This is a genomic window from Methanobrevibacter sp. (assembly GCF_045577275.1).
Lineage (GTDB): Archaea > Methanobacteriota > Methanobacteria > Methanobacteriales > Methanobacteriaceae > Methanobrevibacter.
Genome location: NZ_JAZNIB010000127.1, coordinates 1 through 4,118, shown reverse-complemented (window position 1 = coordinate 4,118; position 4,118 = coordinate 1). Strand labels below are relative to the sequence as shown.

The following is a 4,118-nucleotide window of genomic DNA, read 5'->3' as shown; positions in this document are numbered from 1 at the left end:
ATTAAATTCTCATTATTTTATTATTTTAAGATTAAATAGTCTTTTATTTTAAATTTTAAGATGTAAGCAAGCACTTACATTCGGGAATATTTATATACGGTTTTTAATAAATAATAATATAGGAAGTATCTAATTGAATTGAATGAGGTGAAATTATGGATTTAAGTTTTGTTATCAAATCTCAAGTAACTTACTTGGCTATTATTGCAGTATCAGCTATTGCTCTTACCTGTGTTTTGGCATAAGTTATTTAATTATTAATTTTTTTAAACTTTTTTAATTTTATAAAATACTATTTTTCTACGCTTTTTTTATCTTAAATTTTATTGACTTTTTTATCATTTTTAATATTTTTTCGTTTTTATTTATTCTAATTTTAATTAATTTAATTTAATTTAATCTCTATTTTATTGTGTAAAATACTTTAAAATAAGTTATTCGTGTGTTGCTTTAAAAATAGTATATTAAATAAAAATATAAAAATAGAAAATTTAAGCTCCTTCTCTGGATGCTTCTTGAAGGGCAGCCAATGCATTACGATCAGAAACTAATTTTACATATGAAACAGATCCTATTACTACAGTAAGCATTTGTATAAGTGTTGATACATAATCTGATATCAGCAGGAAATAGAAAATGTAAAATGCTTCATTCACAATAAAACTAAGCTTGATCCATCTGATGTCCTTAAATGCATAATTACATATTGTTATCTGAATAACTGCAACAATTGGAATTAAGCCAATAAGACCTAATGTGTTTACTGCAAAACCAACACCTGTTGATAGAATAAGGAAAAATATTGCCCATCTGATTGTAAACTTGTCCTTATAAAACATAGTGAGTCTGATGGTTGCAATTGCCATAATGACTGCACCTACTATTGAATCAAAGAAAAAGGAAGCTATCACTAATACTGCAGCATTGTAGATCTGGTATTTGTATGCTCTCTTATCATCATTCACAATCAAACTGGCTATGATGAAAAGTCCTGCAATCAGTGAAATGGCGTTCCCTATAATTATATTCATAGGCAAACTCATTATGTCTACTGGTGTTGTCATAATATTAATTTTATTGTATAATAGTTAAATAGTTTATTAATTAATTCAATTAAAATATTCTTAATTTTTTAATATCTGTTCAATTAATGGAATTAATTGCATTTATTAATATTAGTTAAGTTTATATATAATGTTTAACATACTATAATATGTTGTATAGTCCCGTGGGGTAGTGGTAATCCTTCTAGGCTTTGGACCCGGAGACGGCGGTTCGACTCCGCTCGGGACTATCAATTTTTTTGGAACACATTTATAACAGTGTTATATTTTTAATTGCTATTTTTTTAATTTTCTTTAATTTTCTAATAATTTTCAAATTATTTTTAAAACAAGTTTTTTTTTTAATCAGTTTCTTTTCTTTAGAATTTTTTAAGTAAAATTTAATAAGTTCTTTTTTAATATATATTATTGTATTTAACTAGTATGGCTTAATGGTGAAATAATGAAAAGAGACCCAATTCATCAATTTTTAAGAAATCCGGATAACAAGGCAAAACTATTCATGGGCATTACTGGTGCTATGTTAATGACCACATTCTTAATTGTTATAGGTACTATAATACTTATTTTAATATTGGTTGGAATAATACACTTTTAATATTCTTTATTTTTTCTTTTTTAATCAATATTCTCAAAAACTTTTTCTTCAGCTATTTTTACATCATCCATAGCTTTTTCCAGTTCATTATCGCAGCTGATGATTGTTACCAAAGGCTGATCTTTTTCTATTTTTACTCCTTGATAAGGAATATCAAAGACATTTGGTATATTCAAGTTTCCAATATTCACTTGTTTTCTTGCATAAATGATCTTTTTGACTGAATATGGTCTTGCATTTGGAATCTCAATAAGTTCTCCTTCACAAGCTTTGATATGAGCCTCCAAAAGATTTATGCCAAGTACATTTTCCACCAATTCGTATGTTCCTTGGAATCTTGGATTAATTTCAATGACTTTCAATTGACCACTTCTATCCAAAACATAGTCAACGCCATTTGAACCGACAAGTTTGAATTCCTTCATCAGATCCTCTGAAATATTTTTCATCTCTTCATTCAACTCATCAGCATCAAAATTAGTTTGTTTGCTATAGAACATTTTAAGACTATTTTCATCCAATGGCAAAATATTTCCAGAATATTCAAATGTGTCATTGCCCAAGTCATGTTCAGTGATCAATCTTGAGTTGATCAAATTTTTTTGCGCGTCATGACTTGACAATACTGATGATGAAACATTAATTCCATCAATATACTCCTGAAGTATATAGTTTTCATATGAAATATTTTCGAGAATTTTATTGCCCTTATTATTTTCACTTAAACTTTCGTTATTTAGCAAGAAAATTCCTAACCCTCCACTTCCTTGAAGGGGTTTTAAAATAAATTGATTGTTCTTATGTTGTTGCAATATTTCATTAAGTTCATATGCATCACTTGGTTGAAATGTGAGTGGAACGTCAAATTTATTTTTCATGCTATTGAAAAATTTAAATTTGTTGTCAACTTTTTCAGTTTTTTTATTTCCATAAATGATTTTTTTATACTTTTCAAATTTTCCACAAAAATCATTTGCATTTATTCCAGTAGTGAGTACAATCTTATCAATTTCATCATCACTATCATCATTCATTTCATCAAATAGTTGAAGAAGTTTCATAGGTGAATAATTTTCTTCAAATCTTCCGCATGAGATTACACTTTCCTGATCCAATAAATGTTTTTCTCTAAAAGGCATCTTAAAATCTACAGTCTTAAAATAGCTTACAGAAAATGTTTTATAATCCAATTTCAATGCAGAATTAACCATAGGTCTTGTGTCGATTCCCATGATGAGTAAATTTTCCATATTATTCCACCTTCAAGCTATTTTTCAAATTTTTATGAAATGATTTTTATTTTATTGATTTTCCTGTTCCCTTGCTTGATCATAAACTGTTTTGATGGTATCCATATCTACACTGGTATAGATCTGTGTAGTGGAGAGACTTGAATGTCCAAGCAATTGCTGAATTACCCTGATGTCCACTCCATTTTTTAAGAGGTGAGTTGCAAAGGAGTGCCTTAAAACGTGGGGAGTAACCTTCTTTTTGATTCCAGCTTCTTTTGCATATTTCTTTATCATCATTTGAACATATCTTGGTGTCAATCTTTTTCCATTCTTATTTATGAAAATATATTCGCTGTCATGCTTGTCGTTTTCAAGATAGTCAAGCAAAAGCTCTTTGGTATGTTCATCAAAAAGAACAATTCTGTCCTTGTCCCCTTTACCTCTGACTCTTATTGTTCTCTCATCAAAATCAATATCCCTTTTCAATAATTTGACAAGTTCAGAAATACGAAGTCCAGTTGAGTAAAGCAATGTGAGAATAACCTTATCCCTTCTTTTTGATTTCTGTTTGAATGGAGTGTCATTCTCATTTATTGTAACTGCTTCAAGGAGATCCTGCACTTCCTTTTCATTCAATGATTTAGGCAATGATTTTGTTCTTTTTGGATTTTTAATGTCCTCTAAAAAATAGATGTTGTTGAATTCCAGGAATTTCTTGGAAACAACTGTAGTTAAGTAAATATAATTTTGAGTAAGGTATTTGTCCCTTTTCAAATCACGTATGTACTTTCTGAAACTAGCCAGGAATCTTTTACCGTCATATAAGTTCTCTTCCTTTTTCATATAAGTGATGAGATTGTGAATGATGGAGCTGTATGTCTTTACAGTATTTTCCGAATAGTTTCTGATTTCAAGTTCAATAACATAATCTTCGAGCATGCTTTCAAAATCAAAGACTTCCATCAAATGTTTCTTTTCTCCATTTTCATCAAAAACAGGCAGTTTAATTGGAGATTTTTGAATCGGTTCATTTGATAAGTTTAATTGCTCTGTAAAAAAATTCATGTAAATTCCTTCTTTAGATATTGCCAAACCCATTAATCTAAATTTAGGATTATATTTTCATTGATTTCTTATAATTAATTTCATTTCAATATTTTTAAATAATCTATTAATATTTACTTCGTTATACCTATATTATATATTTGGTTTTATTTAAATATT

4 protein-coding genes and 1 tRNA gene are annotated in these 4,118 nt (G+C 28.2%); 2 read left to right on the top strand and 3 right to left on the bottom strand.

Annotated elements, in window-relative coordinates; all coding sequences use genetic code 11:
• Positions 1-491: 491 nt before the first annotated feature.
• Positions 492-1,064, bottom strand: a complete 573-nt coding sequence (locus ACKI67_RS04045) for a YgjV family protein (RefSeq protein WP_407462106.1) — start codon at positions 1,062-1,064, stop codon at positions 492-494.
• Positions 1,065-1,222: 158 nt separating this feature from the next.
• On the opposite strand from ACKI67_RS04045, the gene ACKI67_RS04040 reads away from it, so the two are divergent.
• A tRNA-Gln gene (locus ACKI67_RS04040) sits at positions 1,223-1,294 on the top strand.
• A 212-nt stretch (positions 1,295-1,506) separates the two neighbouring features.
• On the top strand, positions 1,507-1,662 hold the full coding sequence (locus ACKI67_RS04035; protein ID WP_407462105.1) for a hypothetical protein: 156 nt from the start codon (positions 1,507-1,509) through the stop codon (positions 1,660-1,662).
• Between the two features lie 20 nt (positions 1,663-1,682).
• On the opposite strand, the gene ACKI67_RS04030 is transcribed toward ACKI67_RS04035, so the two are convergent.
• Both ACKI67_RS04030 and xerA read right to left on the bottom strand, forming a co-directional pair.
• The gene (locus ACKI67_RS04030; protein WP_407462104.1) at positions 1,683-2,912 is read right to left on the bottom strand and encodes an ATP-grasp domain-containing protein; all 1,230 of its coding nucleotides are present in this window, start codon (positions 2,910-2,912) and stop codon (positions 1,683-1,685) included.
• A 51-nt stretch (positions 2,913-2,963) separates the two neighbouring features.
• The gene (gene xerA, locus ACKI67_RS04025; RefSeq protein ID WP_407462103.1) at positions 2,964-3,959 is read right to left on the bottom strand and encodes a site-specific tyrosine recombinase/integron integrase; all 996 of its coding nucleotides are present in this window, start codon (positions 3,957-3,959) and stop codon (positions 2,964-2,966) included.
• Between the last annotated feature and the right edge of the window lie 159 nt (positions 3,960-4,118).

Excerpts from the sequence above, each read along its gene's own strand:
- ACKI67_RS04045 (WP_407462106.1), bottom strand. The coding sequence starts at position 1,064 with ATGACAACACCAGTAGACATAATGAGTTTGCCTATGAATATAATTATA.
- xerA (WP_407462103.1), bottom strand. The coding sequence starts at position 3,959 with ATGAATTTTTTTACAGAGCAATTAAACTTATCAAATGAACCGATTCAA.
- ACKI67_RS04035 (WP_407462105.1), top strand. The coding sequence starts at position 1,507 with ATGAAAAGAGACCCAATTCATCAATTTTTAAGAAATCCGGATAACAAG.
- ACKI67_RS04030 (WP_407462104.1), bottom strand. The coding sequence starts at position 2,912 with ATGGAAAATTTACTCATCATGGGAATCGACACAAGACCTATGGTTAAT.